At 56.3% G+C, this 14836-nt stretch carries 14 protein-coding genes; all 14 read left to right on the top strand.

Going from position 1 to position 14836, the window contains the following annotated elements:
• The first annotated feature begins 34 nt into the window (after nucleotides 1–34).
• The 14 genes from wcaA (at nucleotide 35) to wzxC (ending at nucleotide 14833) form a co-directional block, all read left to right on the top strand.
• Complete coding sequence (wcaA, locus tag INF58_RS17880) at nucleotides 35–877, top strand: colanic acid biosynthesis glycosyltransferase WcaA (protein WP_006811246.1); 843 nt, start codon at nucleotides 35–37, stop codon at nucleotides 875–877.
• A complete protein-coding gene (wcaB, locus tag INF58_RS17875) occupies nucleotides 877–1368 on the top strand; it encodes a colanic acid biosynthesis acetyltransferase WcaB (protein ID WP_193528216.1) in 492 nt (163 codons plus the stop codon). The genes wcaA and wcaB overlap by 1 nt, the downstream gene beginning before the upstream one ends.
• Nucleotides 1365–2582, top strand: coding sequence for a colanic acid biosynthesis glycosyltransferase WcaC (wcaC, locus tag INF58_RS17870; protein WP_063450256.1), 1218 nt, complete (start codon nucleotides 1365–1367; stop codon nucleotides 2580–2582). The genes wcaB and wcaC overlap by 4 nt, the downstream gene beginning before the upstream one ends.
• On the top strand, nucleotides 2557–3777 hold the full coding sequence (gene wcaD, locus INF58_RS17865; RefSeq protein ID WP_063450255.1) for a colanic acid polymerase WcaD: 1221 nt from the start codon (nucleotides 2557–2559) through the stop codon (nucleotides 3775–3777). The genes wcaC and wcaD overlap by 26 nt, the downstream gene beginning before the upstream one ends.
• Before the next feature lie 16 nt (nucleotides 3778–3793).
• Nucleotides 3794–4540: a colanic acid biosynthesis glycosyltransferase WcaE gene (gene wcaE / locus INF58_RS17860; protein WP_063450254.1), complete on the top strand. Its 747-nt coding sequence runs from the start codon at nucleotides 3794–3796 to the stop codon at nucleotides 4538–4540.
• Nucleotides 4541–4556: 16 nt separating this feature from the next.
• A complete protein-coding gene (gene wcaF / locus INF58_RS17855) occupies nucleotides 4557–5111 on the top strand; it encodes a colanic acid biosynthesis acetyltransferase WcaF (protein ID WP_193528215.1) in 555 nt (184 codons plus the stop codon).
• A gap of 21 nt (nucleotides 5112–5132) precedes the next feature.
• Nucleotides 5133–6254 carry a GDP-mannose 4,6-dehydratase gene (gene gmd, locus INF58_RS17850; protein WP_003863514.1) on the top strand — a complete coding sequence of 374 codons (1122 nt, stop codon included), beginning with the start codon at nucleotides 5133–5135 and terminating at the stop codon, nucleotides 6252–6254.
• Nucleotides 6255–6256: 2 nt separating this feature from the next.
• Nucleotides 6257–7222 carry a GDP-L-fucose synthase gene (locus tag INF58_RS17845; protein WP_193528214.1) on the top strand — a complete coding sequence of 322 codons (966 nt, stop codon included), beginning with the start codon at nucleotides 6257–6259 and terminating at the stop codon, nucleotides 7220–7222.
• Between the two features lie 2 nt (nucleotides 7223–7224).
• The gene (locus tag INF58_RS17840; protein WP_074177722.1) at nucleotides 7225–7704 is read left to right on the top strand and encodes a GDP-mannose mannosyl hydrolase; all 480 of its coding nucleotides are present in this window, start codon (nucleotides 7225–7227) and stop codon (nucleotides 7702–7704) included.
• Nucleotides 7701–8924, top strand: coding sequence for a colanic acid biosynthesis fucosyltransferase WcaI (gene wcaI / locus INF58_RS17835; RefSeq protein ID WP_063450249.1), 1224 nt, complete (start codon nucleotides 7701–7703; stop codon nucleotides 8922–8924). The genes INF58_RS17840 and wcaI overlap by 4 nt, the downstream gene beginning before the upstream one ends.
• Nucleotides 8925–8927: 3 nt before the next feature.
• Nucleotides 8928–10364 carry a mannose-1-phosphate guanyltransferase gene (gene cpsB, locus INF58_RS17830; RefSeq protein ID WP_063450248.1) on the top strand — a complete coding sequence of 479 codons (1437 nt, stop codon included), beginning with the start codon at nucleotides 8928–8930 and terminating at the stop codon, nucleotides 10362–10364.
• Nucleotides 10365–10473: 109 nt separating this feature from the next.
• On the top strand, nucleotides 10474–11844 hold the full coding sequence (gene cpsG, locus INF58_RS17825; protein ID WP_063866524.1) for a colanic acid biosynthesis phosphomannomutase CpsG: 1371 nt from the start codon (nucleotides 10474–10476) through the stop codon (nucleotides 11842–11844).
• A 114-nt stretch (nucleotides 11845–11958) separates the two neighbouring features.
• Nucleotides 11959–13353, top strand: a complete 1395-nt coding sequence (gene wcaJ, locus INF58_RS17820; protein WP_063866523.1) for an undecaprenyl-phosphate glucose phosphotransferase — start codon at nucleotides 11959–11961, stop codon at nucleotides 13351–13353.
• A 1-nt stretch (nucleotide 13354) separates the two neighbouring features.
• Nucleotides 13355–14833, top strand: coding sequence for a colanic acid undecaprenyl disphosphate flippase WzxC (wzxC, locus tag INF58_RS17815; protein ID WP_193528213.1), 1479 nt, complete (start codon nucleotides 13355–13357; stop codon nucleotides 14831–14833).
• The last annotated feature ends 3 nt before the right edge of the window (nucleotides 14834–14836 follow it).

Below are 14836 nucleotides of genomic sequence, written 5' to 3'. Positions count from 1 at the left end.
GGACCGGGGTGAGGGGTGGGGGCAGGAGGAATACATGAGCACACAACGCCCTTTGATTTCTATCTATATGCCGACATGGAATCGTCAGCAGCTGGCGATCCGCGCGATTAAATCGGTCCTGCGTCAGGATTACGATAACTGGGAACTGATTATCGTGGATGACTGTTCCTCCTCTTACGAACAGCTGCAAAAATTTGTTGAAGACCTTAACGATCCGCGCGTGGTTTACACGCACAACGCCATCAACTCCGGGGCGTGCGCGGTGCGCAATCAGGCGATTATGCAGGCGAAAGGGCAGTATCTGACCGGTATCGACGACGATGACGAATGGACGCCAAACCGCCTGTCTATTTTCCTGTCGCACAAGGCGCAGCTGGTGACTCACGCGTTTCTCTATGCCAACGACTACGTCTGTCAGGGCGAGGTATATTCGCAGCCTGCCAGCCTGCCGCTGTATCCGAAATCACCCTATTCCCGCCGCCTGTTCTACAAGCGCAACATTATCGGCAATCAGGTGTTTACCTGGGCCTGGCGCTTTAAGGAGTGCCTGTTCGATACCGAGCTGAAGGCCGCGCAGGATTACGACATCTTCCTGCGCATGGTGGTGGAGTACGGCGAGCCGTGGAAGGTGGAAGAGGCCACGCAGATCCTGCACATCAACCACGGGGAGATGCAGATCACCTCGTCACCGAAAAAATTCTCGGGCTACTTCCATTTTTACCGCAAGCACAAGGACAAGTTTGACCGTGCCAGCCGGAAGTATCAGCTCTTTACCCTCTATCAGATCCGCAATAAGCGCATGAACTGGCGCACGCTGCTGACGCTGCTGTCGGTGCGTAACGGCAAGCGTCTGGCTGACGGGCTTCGGGGGAAATAATGTTTCTGGAAGATTGCCGCGCAAACAGCTGGAGCCTGCGTCCGTGCTGCATGGTTCTGGCCTACCGTATTGCGCACTTTTGCTCGGTGTGGCGCAAGAAAAACGTACTGAACAATATCTGGGCCGCGCCGGTGCTGGTGCTGTATCGCATCATCACCGAATGCTTTTTTGGCTATGAAATTCAGGCCGCTGCCACCATTGGTCGCCGCTTTACCATTCATCACGGCTATGCGGTCGTCATCAACAAGTTCGTGGTCGCGGGTGATGATTTCACCATTCGCCACGGGGTGACGATCGGCAACCGCGGGCCGGACAGCCTGGCCTGCCCGGTCATCGGCAATAACGTCGAGCTGGGGGCGAACGTGGTGATAATTGGCGATATTAGCGTAGGCAATAACGTAACGATTGGCGCAGGCAGCGTGGTGCTGGACAGCATTCCGGACAACGCGCTGGTGGTGGGTGAAAAAGCCCGCGTGAAGGTGATTAAATGAACATTCTGCAATTTAACGTGCGCCTCGCAGAGGGCGGGGCGGCAGGCGTAGCGCTGGATCTGCACCAGCGCGCGCTGCAAAAAGGACTCCAGTCGCGCTTCGTTTACGGTTACGGCAAGGGCGGTAAGAAAAGCGTCAGCCATGATAACTATCCGCAGGTGCTGAAGCAGACGCCGCGTCTGACCTCCATCGCCAATATTGCGCTGTTCCGCCTGTTTAACCGCGATCTGTTTGGCAACCTGAATAATCTTTACCGCACCGTCACCCGCACCAGCGGCCCGGTTGTGCTGCACTTCCACGTGCTGCACAGCTACTGGCTGAATCTGGATGAGGTGGTGGCGTTTTGCGGCAAGGTGAAGGCGCACAAGCCGGATACCCGGTTCGTCTGGACGCTGCACGACCACTGGAGCGTGACCGGACGCTGCGCGTTCACCGACGGATGCGAAGGCTGGAAAAACGCCTGCCAGAAATGCCCCACGCTCAGCAACTACCCGCCGGTGAAGGTGGATCGCGCGCATCAGCTGGTTGAGGGCAAGCGTCAGCTGTTCCGCGATATGCTTTCGCTCGGCTGCACGTTTATCTCTCCAAGCCAGCACGTGGCGGATGCTTTTAACAGCCTTTATGGGGCAGGGCGCTGCAAGATCATCAACAACGGTATTGATGTGGCGACGGAAGAGATCCTGGCCGAACTGACGCCCGTGGCCGTTACCGCCGGCAAGCCGAAAATTGCGGTCGTCGCCCATGACCTGCGCTACGACGGCAAAACCAACCAGCAGCTGGTGCGCGACATGATGGCGCTCGGCGACAAAATTGAACTGCATACCTTTGGCAAATTCTCGCCGTTCGAAGGCGCTAACGTGGTGAATCACGGGTTTGAAACCGACAAGCGCAAGCTGATGAGCGCCCTCAACGGCATGGACGCGCTGGTCTTCAGCTCCCGCGTGGACAACTACCCGCTGATCCTGTGCGAAGCGCTCTCCATTGGCGTGCCGGTGATTGCCACCCACAGCGACGCGGCGCGGGAAGTGCTGGAGAAATCGGGCGGTAAAACGTTCGCCGAGCAGGAGGTGCTGCCGCTGGTGCAGCTGTCGAAGGCCGATATTGCGCAGGCCGTTTTTGGCACGGACCTGGAATCGTTCCGCAACCGCAGCCGCAAAGCATACAGCGGACAACAGATGCTGGAGGAGTATGTCTCGTTCTATCAGAATCTGTAGTTATCTGCTGCTGCCGCTGATCTACCTGCTGGTCAACGTTAAGATTGCCCAGCTCGGTGAAAGCTTCCCGATCACCATCGTCACCTTCCTGCCGGTTCTGCTGCTGCTGTACGTTGACAAGCTTAACCTCAAAAAGCTGATGATTGCGCTGGGGATCGGGTTTGGCCTGACGGCATTTAACTACATCTTTGGTCAGTCGCTGGATGCCAGCAAATATGTCACCTCCACCATGCTGTTTGTTTATATCGTTATCATTATTGGCATGGTATGGAGTATTCGCTTTAAAACTATTTCTCCGCACAATTATCGGAAAATCCTCAGGTTCTTTTATATTGCCGTTGGGCTGATTGTTATGCTTGCGGCAATGGAGATGGCGCAAATTATTCTCACGGGCGGCAGTAGCCTGATGGAAATAATTTCGAAATATCTTATATACAGTAACAGCTATGTACTGAACTTCATTAAGTTTGGTGGCAAGCGTACTACCGCGCTCTATTTTGAACCGGCGTTTTTTGCTCTGGCATTAATCTCAATTTGGCTCAGCATCAAACAGTTCGGTATCAAAACCCCCAAGACCGATGCTATGATTCTTGCAGGAATCGTTCTGTCTGGGTCGTTCTCAGGGGTAATGACGTTTATCCTGTTTTACCTGCTTGAATGGGCGTTCCAGTACCTGAACAAAGAGGCGATTAAGAAAAAACTGCCGCTGGCGATAATCTCTCTGACGGTATTTTTAGTGGGCGTCATATTCGCGTTTCCGTACATTTCAGAACGTCTGGGTGATTTGGGAACGGAAGGTTCGTCGTCCTATTATCGCATTGTGGGTCCACTGGTGATGGTGGGTTATTCCTTAACCCATATTGATGGCGTAGTAAGATTCGGCTCACTTTACGAATATGTTGCATCATTCGGAATCTTTAACGGTGCGGACGTCGGAAAAACCATAGACAATGGTCTGTATCTGTTAATTATTTATTTTTCCTGGTTCGCCGTACTATTGACACTGTGGTATCTGTTTAAAGTTTTCAAAATGATGATTAACGCGTTTGGTGATAACCAGAACTTTCGCGTGCAACTTTATCTGTTCACACCGGTGTCGCTGTTTTTTACCGGGTCAATATTTAGCCCGGAATATGCTTTCTTAATTGTCTGTCCGTTTATTTTGCGCAAAGCGCTCAATATTACGCGCGTATGACGAAATGAGGTGATTTATGTTTCTTAGCGTCATTACTGTCGCCTTTCGTAACTACGAAGGGGTGGTAAAAACCTGGCGCTCGCTGCGCAACCTGGCGCGCGATCCGAGCCTCACGTTTGAGTGGATCGTGGTCGATGGCGGCTCGAACGACGGCACGGCGGAGTTCCTGGAAAAACTCAACGGCGAGTTCAACTTACGTTACATCAGCGAGAAAGATAAAGGCATTTACGATGCGATGAATAAAGGCATCAGCATGGCGCAGGGGCGCTACGCCATTTTCCTTAATTCCGGCGACGTGTTCCATGAGGATGTGGCGCTGTTTGCCCGCCAGCTGGCGCGCCAGAAAGAAGATGCGATGTTTATCGGCGATGCGCTGCTTGATTTCGGTGAAGGGAAAAAAGTGCTGCGCGGCGCGAAGCCAGGCTGGTATATCTACCACAGCCTGCCGGCCAGCCATCAGGCTATTTTCTTCCCGATGAGCGGCCTGAAAAAACAGCCTTACGATTTGCGCTATAAAGTGTCATCAGATTATGCCCTGGCCGCCAGCCTGTACAAATCCGGCTACCCGTTCCGTCGAATTAAAGGACTGGTATCTGAATTTTCAATGGGCGGCGTGTCAACTTCAAATAATCTGGAATTGTGTCAGGATGCCAAAAACGTGCAGCGTAAAATATTACGCGTGCCGGGGTTCTGGGCGGAATTATCTTATTTCTTACGTCTGAAAACGACGGGTAAAGCGAAAGCCTTATATAACAAAGCCTGAGATATAAGGAAACGTAATGCAGGAATTAAATGGATTCTCCGTGCCGAAAGGTTTTCGGGGCGGGAGCGGTATTAAAGTTCAGCTGTGGTGGGCCGTACAGGCAACGTTATTTGCCTGGTCGCCGCAGATAATGTACCGCTGGCGCGCATTTTTACTGCGCCTGTTTGGCGCAAAAATAGGAAAAAACGTAGTCATTCGTCCTTCGGTGAAAATTACCTATCCCTGGAAATTAACGCTTGGGGATTACGCCTGGGTAGGGGATGACGCAGTGTTATATACCCTTGGCGAGATTACGATTGGCGCAAATTCGGTGGTGTCACAGAAGTGTTATTTGTGCACCGGCAGCCACGATTTTATGAGCCCGCATTTTGATATTACCGCTACGCCTATTGTAATCGGTGAAAAATGCTGGCTGGCAACGGATGTCTTTGTTGCACCCGGTGTTTCTGTTGGCGATGGCACGGTAGTCGGTGCCCGCAGCAGCGTTTTTAAATCGCTACCGGCAAATAAAGTTTGCCGTGGCAACCCCGCAGTGGTGATACGCGAACGCGTTGAAACTGAAAAACTTTGATAAGTACAGAGGAATATAAACATGTCTAAAGTCGCTCTCATCACCGGCGTTACCGGACAAGATGGTTCTTACCTGGCAGAATTGCTGCTGGAAAAAGGGTATGAAGTTCACGGTATTAAGCGTCGTGCCTCTTCATTCAACACCGAGCGTGTCGATCACATTTACCAGGATCCGCATGCGGCAAACCCGAAATTCCATCTGCATTACGGCGACCTGACCGATACCTCCAACCTGACCCGCATCCTGCAAGAAGTACAGCCGGATGAAGTGTACAACCTGGGGGCGATGAGCCACGTTGCGGTTTCTTTCGAGTCCCCGGAATACACCGCCGACGTGGATGCGATGGGTACGCTGCGTCTGCTGGAAGCGATTCGCTTCCTCGGTCTTGAGAAGAAAACCCGCTTCTACCAGGCATCCACTTCCGAGCTGTACGGCCTGGTGCAGGAAATCCCGCAGAAAGAGACCACGCCGTTCTACCCGCGTTCCCCGTACGCTGTGGCGAAACTGTACGCTTACTGGATCACCGTGAACTACCGTGAATCCTACGGCATGTACGCCTGTAACGGCATTCTGTTTAACCATGAATCTCCGCGTCGCGGCGAAACCTTCGTGACCCGCAAAATCACCCGTGCGATCGCCAACATCGCTCAGGGCCTGGAGTCTTGCCTGCACCTCGGCAACATGGATTCCCTGCGTGACTGGGGCCATGCAAAAGACTACGTGAAAATGCAGTGGATGATGTTGCAGCAGGAGCAGCCAGAAGACTTCGTGATTGCGACCGGTGTGCAGTACTCCGTTCGTCAGTTCGTTGAGATGGCTGCGGCACAGCTGGGCATCAAGCTGCGCTTCGAAGGCACCGGCGTGGAAGAGAAGGGCATCGTTGTTTCCGTGACCGGCCACGACGCACCGGGCGTGAAGCCAGGCGATGTGATTGTCCAGGTTGATCCGCGCTACTTCCGTCCTGCTGAAGTGGAAACCCTGCTGGGCGACCCAACCAAAGCGCACGAGAAGCTGGGCTGGAAACCAGAAACCACCCTGCAAGAAATGGTATCCGAGATGGTGGCCAAAGATCTTGAAGCAGCGAAAAAACACTCCCTGCTCAAGTCTCATGGCTACGAGGTTGCCATCGCGCTGGAGTCCTGAGAATGTCAAAACAACGTATTTTTGTCGCCGGTCATCGCGGAATGGTGGGTTCCGCGATTGTTCGCCAGCTGGAACAGCGCGGCGACGTCGAGGTGATTGTTCGCACGCGTGACGAGCTGAACCTGCTTGACAGCAAAGCGGTGGAGGAATTCTTCGCCAGCGAACGTATCGACCAGGTGTATCTGGCGGCGGCGAAGGTGGGCGGCATTGTCGCTAACAACACCTACCCGGCGGATTTCATCTACGAGAACATGATGATTGAGAGCAACATCATTCACGCGGCGCATCTGCACAACGTGAACAAGCTGCTGTTCCTCGGTTCATCCTGTATCTACCCGAAGATGGCGAAGCAGCCGATTGCCGAAAGCGAACTGTTGCAGGGCACGCTGGAAGCCACTAACGAGCCGTATGCGATTGCCAAAATTGCCGGGATCAAGCTGTGTGAATCCTACAACCGTCAGTATAACCGCGACTATCGCTCGGTGATGCCGACCAACCTGTACGGACCGCACGATAACTTCCACCCGAGCAATTCCCACGTGATCCCGGCGCTGCTGCGTCGCTTCCACGAGGCGACTGCCGAAAACGCCCCTGACGTGGTGGTGTGGGGCAGCGGGACGCCAATGCGCGAATTCCTGCACGTGGACGACATGGCGGCTGCCAGTATTCACGTGATGGAGCTGGATCGCGAGGTGTGGCAGGAAAACACCGAGCCGATGCTGTCGCACATTAACGTCGGGACCGGCGTGGACTGCACCATTCGCGAGCTGGCGCAGACCATCGCGCAGGTGGTGGGCTACAAGGGCCGCGTGGTGTTTGACGCGACCAAACCGGACGGCACGCCGCGCAAGCTGCTGGACGTGACCCGTCTGCATCAGCTGGGCTGGTATCACGAGGTCTCACTGGAGCAGGGGCTGGCCAGCACCTACCAGTGGTTCCTGGAAAACCAGCACCGCTTCCGGGGGTAATGATGTTTTTAAGTCAGGAAGATTTTGCCACGGTGGTGCGTTCCACTCCGCTCATCTCAATTGATTTGATCGTGGAGAACGAACGCGGCGAGTTCTTGCTGGGGAAACGAACCAATCGTCCTGCACAGGGCTTCTGGTTCGTGCCCGGCGGGCGCGTGCAGAAGGATGAGACGCTGGCAAATGCCTTCGAGCGTCTCACTCTGGCGGAACTGGGCCTGCAACTGCCGATGGCAGCGGGCCAGTTTTACGGGGTCTGGCAGCACTTCTATGACGACAACTTTTCAGGCACCGGCTTTACCACGCACTACATCGTGCTGGGGTTCCGCCTGAAGGTGAGTGAGGCAGACCTGCGTCTGCCTGATTCTCAGCATGACGATTACCGCTGGTTAACGCCGGAGGCGCTGCTGGCAAGCGACAACGTCCATGACAACAGTCGGGCGTACTTCCTCGCGGAACGTCAGGCCGAGGTGCCAGGCCTATGAAAATCCTCGTCTACGGAATTAACTACTCGCCGGAATTAACCGGTATCGGGAAATACACCGGCGAGATGGTCGAGTGGATGGCGAGCCAGGGACATGACGTGCGGGTGATTACCGCCCCGCCGTACTACCCGGAGTGGAAGGTAGGCGAACGCTATTCCAGCTGGCGCTATCGCCGCGAAGAGGGGGCTGCGACCGTCTGGCGCTGCCCGCTCTACGTGCCGAAACAGCCCTCGACGCTGAAACGTTTAATTCATCTGGGCAGCTTTGCCCTGAGCAGTTTCTTCCCGCTGATGGCGCAGCGTCGCTGGAAGCCGGATCGCATCATCGGCGTGGTGCCGACGCTGTTCTGCACGCCGGGCATGCGCCTGCTGGGAAAACTCTCCGGCGCGCGCACCCTGCTGCACATTCAGGATTATGAAGTGGACGCCATGCTCGGTCTGGGTATGGCCGGGAAAGGCAAGGGCGGCAAGGTGGCGAAGCTCGCCAGCGCCTTTGAGCGCAGCGGCCTGCACAACGTGGATTATGTTTCGACCATCTCGCGCTCGATGATGAACAAGGCGCAGGAGAAGGGCGTCCCGGCGGAAAAGGTGATCTTCTTCCCGAACTGGTCCGAAGTGGCGCGCTTCCGCGATGTAACAGAACACGATGCGCAGGCGCTGCGCGCGCAGCTCGGCTTGCCTGCGGAACAAAAAATTATTCTTTACTCAGGCAACATCGGTGAAAAACAGGGGCTGGAGAGCGTGATTGACGCCGCGCTTCAGCTGAGCGAACACCCGTGGATGTTTGTGATTGTCGGGCAGGGCGGCGGTAAGGCGCGGCTGGAGAAAATGGCCAGCGAGCGCGGACTGACCAACATCCGCTTCTTCCCGCTTCAGTCTTATGACGCGCTGCCCGCGCTGCTGAAAATGGCGGATTGCCATCTGGTAGTGCAAAAACGCGGTGCGGCGGATGCGGTGCTGCCGTCCAAGCTGACCAATATTCTGGCAGTGGGCGGAAACGCGGTGATTACGGCAGAAGCCGGAACAGAATTAGGCCAGCTGTGCAACAGCTACCCGGGCATTGCCGTTTGCGTGGAGCCGGAATCGGTCCCTGCGCTGGTAACCGGAATTGAGCAGGCACTCGCCATGCCAAAAGAGAACACGGTGGCACGTGAATATGCCGAACGCACGCTCGAGAAAGAGAACGTGCTGAGCCAATTTATTGCAGATATACGGGGATAAATCATGAGTCAAACCACTTTGTATCCGGTCGTAATGGCGGGTGGATCCGGGAGCCGGTTGTGGCCACTGTCCCGCGTGCTTTATCCAAAACAATTTCTGTGCCTGAAGGGCGACCTCACCATGCTGCAAACGACGGTTAACCGTCTGCACGGCGTGGAGTGCGAAAGCCCGGTGGTGATCTGCAACGAACAGCACCGCTTTATCGTTGCCGAGCAGCTGCGCCAGCTGAACAAACTGACCGAAAATATCATTCTGGAGCCTGCCGGTCGTAACACCGCGCCCGCTATCGCCCTTGCGGCGCTGGCGGCGAAACGCAGCAGCCCGGACTGCGATCCGCTGATGCTGGTGCTGGCGGCTGATCACGTCATCCAGCAGGAAGACGCCTTCCGCGACGCGGTTCGGGCGGCCATTCCTTATGCAGAAGACGGCAAGCTGGTGACCTTCGGCATCGTGCCGGACCTGCCGGAAACCGGCTATGGCTACATTCGCCGCGGCAGCGTAACGCCGGGCGAGGGCGACAGCGTGGCCTTTGACGTGGCGCAATTTGTCGAGAAGCCTAATCTGGAAACCGCGCAGGCGTACGTGGCCAGCGGTGAATACTACTGGAACAGCGGCATGTTCCTGTTCCGTGCCGGTCGCTACCTGGAAGAACTGGAGAAATACCGTCCGGATATCTTAAGCGCCTGCGAAAAAGCGATGGCGGTGGTGGATCCGGATCTCGATTTTATCCGCGTGGATGAAGACGCCTTCCTCGCCTGTCCGGAAGAGTCCATCGACTATGCGGTGATGGAACGCACGGCAGATGCGGTAGTGGTGCCGATGGATGCGGGCTGGAGCGACGTCGGCTCCTGGTCATCACTGTGGGAGATCAGCGCACACACCCCGGAGGGTAACGTCCATCACGGTGATGTCATCAGCCACAAAACAGAAAACAGCTACGTTTACGCCGAGTCTGGCCTCGTCACCACGGTCGGGGTGAAAGATCTGGTCGTGGTGCAGACCAAAGACGCGGTGCTGATTGCCGACCGTAACGCCGTGCAGGACGTGAAAAAAGTGGTGGAGCAGATCAAGGCCGACGGCCGTCACGAGCACCATATCCATCGGGAAGTCTACCGTCCGTGGGGGAAATATGACTCCATCGACGCGGGCGAACGTTACCAGGTGAAGCGCATTACCGTGAAGCCGGGTGAGGGGCTGTCGGTGCAGATGCACCATCATCGCGCCGAACACTGGGTCGTGGTGGCGGGTACCGCCAAAGTGACCATCGACGGTGAAGTGAAGCTGCTCGGCGAAAACGAGTCCATTTATATTCCGCTGGGGGCAACGCACTGCCTGGAAAACCCGGGGAAAATTCCGCTCGACTTAATTGAGGTGCGCTCCGGCTCCTATCTGGAGGAGGACGACATTATCCGCTTCCAGGATCGCTACGGGCGCGTGTAGCACTCCGCAACATGCCCGGTGGCGCTGCGCTTACCGGGCCTACGAATGACAAAAATAAATTTGGCCATTAATTGGTCAGGGCCAACTGTTGCCTGAAAAAGGGGTCATCATGGAAAAATTAACCTGTTTTAAAGCCTACGACATTCGCGGCAAGCTGGGCGAAGAGCTGAATGAAGACATTGCGTGGCGCATTGGCCGCGCGTACGGCGAATACCTGAAGCCACAAACTATCGTGCTGGGCGGCGACGTGCGTCTGACAAGCGAATCCCTGAAGCTGGCGCTGGCGAAAGGGCTACAGGACGCGGGCGTCGACGTGCTGGATATCGGCCTTTCCGGTACCGAAGAGATCTATTTTGCCACCTTCCACCTCGGCGTGGACGGCGGTATCGAAGTGACGGCCAGCCATAACCCGATGGACTACAACGGCATGAAGCTGGTGCGCAAGGGCGCGCGTCCTATCAGCGGCGACACCGGCCTGCGCGACGTGCAGCGCCTGGCCGAGGCCAACGACTTCCCGCCGGTGAATGAAGCCAGACGCGGCAGCTATAAGCAGATCAACCTGCAAAAAGAGTACATCGACCACCTGCTGGGCTACATCAACGTGGCAAACCTCAAGCCGCTGAAGCTGGTGATCAACTCCGGCAACGGCGCGGCAGGCCCGGTTGTCGATGCACTTGAAGCCCGCTTCAAGGCGCTGAACGTGCCGGTAACGTTCGTCAAAGTGCACAACACGCCTGACGGCAACTTCCCGAACGGTATTCCTAACCCGCTGCTGCCGGAGTGCCGCGACGACACCCGCAACGCGGTGATCGAGCACGGTGCCGATATGGGTATCGCCTTTGACGGCGACTTCGACCGCTGCTTCCTGTTCGACGAAAAAGGTCAGTTTATCGAAGGCTACTACATCGTTGGCCTGCTTGCGGAAGCGTTCCTTGAGAAAAACCCGGGCGCGAAGATCATTCACGATCCGCGTCTTTCCTGGAACACCGTCGACGTGGTGAAGGCCGCGGGCGGCGAGCCGGTGATGTCCAAAACCGGTCACGCGTTTATCAAAGAGCGCATGCGCGAGGAAGACGCCATCTACGGCGGCGAGATGAGCGCGCACCACTATTTCCGTGATTTTGCCTACTGTGACAGCGGGATGATCCCGTGGCTGCTGGTGACCGAACTGCTGTGCCTGAAAGGGCAGAGCCTGGGTGAGCTGGTGCGCGACCGCATGGCGGCATTCCCGGCCAGCGGCGAGATCAACAGCAAGCTGGCACAGCCCGCCGAGGCGATTGCCCGCGTTGAACACCACTTTGCCCTTCACGCGCTGGAGATTGACCGTACCGACGGTATCAGCATGGCGTTCCCGCAGTGGCGCTTTAACCTGCGTTCGTCCAACACCGAGCCGGTGGTGCGCCTGAACGTGGAGTCCCGGGCCGATACCGCGCTGATGGAAGCGCGAACGAAGGACATTCTGGCGCTGTTGAATCAGTAAAAACTGCCCCTCACCCCAGCCCTCTCCCCAAAGGGGAGAGGGTGTTTAAGTTCCCTCTCCCCTCTGGGGAGAGGGGTAGGGTGAGGGGAAAGGTTTAGAACTAAAGGAACAACGATGACAAATCTAAAAAAGCGCGAACGAGCGAGAACGAATGCATCGTTAATCTCAATGGTGCAGCGTTTTTCTGATATCACCATCATGGTCGGCGGACTGTGGGCGGTGTGTTGGGTCAGCGGGCAGTCGTTCTTCTACATGCATTTGCTGATGGCGTTGATCGCGCTGGTGGTGTTTCAGATGATTGGCGGCATGACCGATTTTTATCGTTCATGGCGCGGGGTCAAAATGACCACCGAACTGATGCTGCTGCTCCAGAACTGGACCTTAAGCCTGATTTTCAGCGCAGGCCTGGTGGCGTTCAGCCATGATTTTGATAACCGCCTTGTGACCTATCTCTGCTGGTATCTGTTGACCAGCGTTGGCATGGTGGTTTGCCGCTCGCTGATCCGCTTCGGCGCAGGCTGGTTGCGCAACCGCGGCTATAACCGCCGCTTCGTTGCCGTGGCGGGGGATCTGCCGGTCGGGCAGGTGCTGCTCGACAGCTTCCGCAAAGAGCCGTGGTTAGGTTTTGAAGTGGTCGGGATTTATCACGACGCGAAGCCCGGTGGCGTGCCGTCCGACTGGGCGGGCAACTACGAACAGCTTATTGACGACGCCAAAGCCGGCAAAATTCATAACGTCTACATCGCCATGCAGATGAAGGATGAATCCCGCATCAAGAAGCTGATGCGCGAGCTGGCGGATACCACCTGCTCGGTGATCCTCATCCCGGACGTGTTCACCTTCAACATTCTTCACTCCCGTATTGAAGAGGTAAACGGGGTGCCGGTTGTTCCGCTGTACGACACGCCGCTGTCGGGGATCAACCGCGTGCTGAAGCGCGTGGAAGACATTGTTCTGTCGTCCCTGATCCTGCTGCTGATCTCCCCTGTGCTGTGCTGCATTGCGCTGGCGGTGAAGATCAGCTCGCCGGGGCCGATCATCTTCCGTCAGACCCGCTACGGCATGGACGGTAAGCCGATCATGGTGTGGAAGTTCCGCTCCATGAAGGTGATGGAGAACGACAAGGTGGTGACCCAGGCGACGCAGAACGATCCGCGCGTCACCCGCGTGGGCAACTTCCTGCGCCGTACCTCGCTGGATGAGCTGCCGCAGTTCATCAACGTGTTCACCGGGGGGATGTCCATCGTCGGGCCACGTCCTCACGCCGTTGCCCATAACGAGCAGTACCGTACCCTGATTGAAGGCTACATGCTGCGCCATAAGGTGAAGCCAGGCATTACCGGCTGGGCGCAGATCAACGGCTGGCGCGGCGAGACCGACACGCTGGAAAAAATGGAAAAACGCATCGAGTTCGACCTGGAGTACATCCGCGAGTGGAGCCTCTGGTTCGATATCAAGATTGTTTTTCTGACCATTTTCAAAGGCTTCGTGAACAAAGCGGCGTACTAAGATGAGCTTACGAGAAAAAACCATCAGCGGCGCGAAATGGTCAGCCATGGCCACCATCGTCATCATCGGCCTCGGGCTGGTGCAGATGACGGTGCTGGCGCGCATTATCGATAACCACCAGTTTGGCCTGCTGACCGTCTCGCTGGTGATTATCGCGCTGGCCGATACGCTGTCTGACTTCGGTATCGCCAACTCCATTATCCAGCGTAAAGAGATTAGCCATCTTGAGCTGACCACGCTCTACTGGCTGAACGTTGGGCTGGGCATCTTCGTCTTTGTGCTGGTCTTTCTCCTGAGCGACGTGATTGCCAATGTGCTGCATAACCCGGACCTTGCGCCGCTGATGCGCACCCTGTCGTTTGCTTTTGTGGTGATCCCGCACGGGCAGCAGTTCCGCGCGCTGATGCAAAAAGAGCTGGAGTTCAACAAGATTGGCATGATCGAGACCAGCGCCGTGCTGGCGGGCTTTACCTTCACCGTGGTTAGCGCCCATTTCTGGCCGCTGGCGATGACCGCCATTCTTGGCTACCTCGTTAACTCTGCCGTGCGCACGCTGCTGTTTGGCTTCTTTGGCCGCAAGATCTATCGCCCGGGGCTGCACTTCTCGCTGGCGTCTGTTTCGTCCAACCTGCGCTTTGGCGCATGGCTGACGGCAGACAGCATCATCAACTACGTGAATACTAACCTCTCCACGCTGGTGCTGGCGCGCATTCTGGGCGCAAGCGTCGCGGGCGGCTATAACCTGGCGTACAACGTCGCGGTTGTCCCGCCGATGAAGCTCAACCCTATCATTACCCGCGTGCTGTTCCCGGCGTTCGCCAAGATTCAGGACGATACCGAGAAGCTGCGCGTAAACTTTTACAAGCTGCTCTCCGTGGTGGGGATCATCAACTTCCCGGTGCTGCTGGGGCTGATGGTGGTCTCCAGCAATTTCGTGCCGCTGGTGTTTGGCGAGAAGTGGAACAGCATCATCCCGATCCTGCAACTGCTGTGCGTTGTGGGGCTGCTGCGCTCGGTGGGGAACCCGATTGGTTCTCTGCTGATGGCGAAGGCGCGCGTGGATATCAGCTTCAAGTTCAACGTGTTTAAAACCTTCCTGTTTATTCCGGCAATTATTGTGGGCGGTCACACGGCGGGCGCCATTGGCGTGACGCTCGGCTTCCTGCTGGTGCAGATCGTCAATACAGTGCTGAGCTACTTCGTGATGATCAAACCGGTGCTGGGCTCCAGCTACCGTCAGTACATTCTCAGCCTGTGGCTGCCGTTTTATCTCTCATTACCGACGCTTGCGGTGAGCTACGGTCTGGGCGTGGTGCTCAACGGGCATCTGTCGCTGGCGGCGCTGCTGGCGGTGCAGGTGGCGGCCGGCGCGCTGGCGTTCGGCGTGATGATTGTGCTGTCCCGCAATGCGCTGGTGGTCGAGATGAAGCGCCAGTTTTGCCGTAACGAAAAAATGAAAACGCTGCTTCGCGCAGGCTAATTT

This window comes from Enterobacter cloacae complex sp. P24RS (assembly GCF_014982165.1).
Taxonomy (GTDB): Bacteria; Pseudomonadota; Gammaproteobacteria; order Enterobacterales; family Enterobacteriaceae; genus Enterobacter; species Enterobacter quasihormaechei.
The sequence above is the reverse complement of the archived record's forward strand: the minus strand, read 5'-3'. Positions and strand labels throughout refer to the sequence as shown.

Excerpts from the sequence above, each read along its gene's own strand:
- wcaA (WP_006811246.1), top strand. The coding sequence starts at position 35 with ATGAGCACACAACGCCCTTTGATTTCTATCTATATGCCGACATGGAAT.
- wcaB (WP_193528216.1), top strand. The coding sequence starts at position 877 with ATGTTTCTGGAAGATTGCCGCGCAAACAGCTGGAGCCTGCGTCCGTGC.
- wcaC (WP_063450256.1), top strand. The coding sequence starts at position 1,365 with ATGAACATTCTGCAATTTAACGTGCGCCTCGCAGAGGGCGGGGCGGCA.
- wcaD (WP_063450255.1), top strand. The coding sequence starts at position 2,557 with ATGTCTCGTTCTATCAGAATCTGTAGTTATCTGCTGCTGCCGCTGATC.
- wcaE (WP_063450254.1), top strand. The coding sequence starts at position 3,794 with ATGTTTCTTAGCGTCATTACTGTCGCCTTTCGTAACTACGAAGGGGTG.
- wcaF (WP_193528215.1), top strand. The coding sequence starts at position 4,557 with ATGCAGGAATTAAATGGATTCTCCGTGCCGAAAGGTTTTCGGGGCGGG.
- gmd (WP_003863514.1), top strand. The coding sequence starts at position 5,133 with ATGTCTAAAGTCGCTCTCATCACCGGCGTTACCGGACAAGATGGTTCT.
- INF58_RS17845 (WP_193528214.1), top strand. The coding sequence starts at position 6,257 with ATGTCAAAACAACGTATTTTTGTCGCCGGTCATCGCGGAATGGTGGGT.
- INF58_RS17840 (WP_074177722.1), top strand. The coding sequence starts at position 7,225 with ATGTTTTTAAGTCAGGAAGATTTTGCCACGGTGGTGCGTTCCACTCCG.
- wcaI (WP_063450249.1), top strand. The coding sequence starts at position 7,701 with ATGAAAATCCTCGTCTACGGAATTAACTACTCGCCGGAATTAACCGGT.
- cpsB (WP_063450248.1), top strand. The coding sequence starts at position 8,928 with ATGAGTCAAACCACTTTGTATCCGGTCGTAATGGCGGGTGGATCCGGG.
- cpsG (WP_063866524.1), top strand. The coding sequence starts at position 10,474 with ATGGAAAAATTAACCTGTTTTAAAGCCTACGACATTCGCGGCAAGCTG.
- wcaJ (WP_063866523.1), top strand. The coding sequence starts at position 11,959 with ATGACAAATCTAAAAAAGCGCGAACGAGCGAGAACGAATGCATCGTTA.
- wzxC (WP_193528213.1), top strand. The coding sequence starts at position 13,355 with ATGAGCTTACGAGAAAAAACCATCAGCGGCGCGAAATGGTCAGCCATG.